The organism is Streptomyces sp. NH27 (assembly GCF_056859195.1).
Genome location: NZ_JACEGK010001086.1, coordinates 1 through 457, shown reverse-complemented (window position 1 = coordinate 457; position 457 = coordinate 1). Strand labels below are relative to the sequence as shown.

Sequence of the window (457 nt, the reverse complement as noted above, 5' to 3'; positions counted from 1 at the left end):
CGGGGTCAGCGCAGCGACAGCACGACGAGGGCGCCGGTGACGGCGGTCTCGCACAACGCCCCGAACACGTCGCCGGTCACCCCGCCGAACCGCGAGCGGCACCTGCGCAGCAGCAACTCGCCGGCAGTCACGGCGACGGCCGCGGCGACGAGGAAGCGCAGCCAGGTCAGGCCGTGGAAGCCCGCGCCGGCGACAGCGGCGAGGCCGGCGCACCCCGCGGCGACCGCCCACGCCGTGCGGGGGGACAGCACCCCGGCGACGGCCGCCCCGAGGCCGCCCGGCCGGGCCGCCGGCACCCCGCGCCGGGCCGCGAGCGTCATCGCGGCGCGCCCCGCCACCGCCCCGGCCACCGCGGACGCGAGACCGTAGACCCACCCGTGCCCGTAGCACGCGGTCAGCGCGGCGACCTGCGCGAGCAGCACCAGCAGCAAGGTCACCACGCCGAACGGCCCGATGT

The 457-nt window shown here is 79.2% G+C and carries 1 protein-coding gene; it reads right to left on the bottom strand.

Annotated features, from left to right (window positions below; all coding sequences use genetic code 11):
• Positions 1-5: 5 nt before the first annotated feature.
• The coding region (locus AC13HU_RS38145) for an adenosylcobinamide-GDP ribazoletransferase (RefSeq protein WP_483046575.1) at positions 6-457 on the bottom strand (452 nt) is incomplete at its 5' end.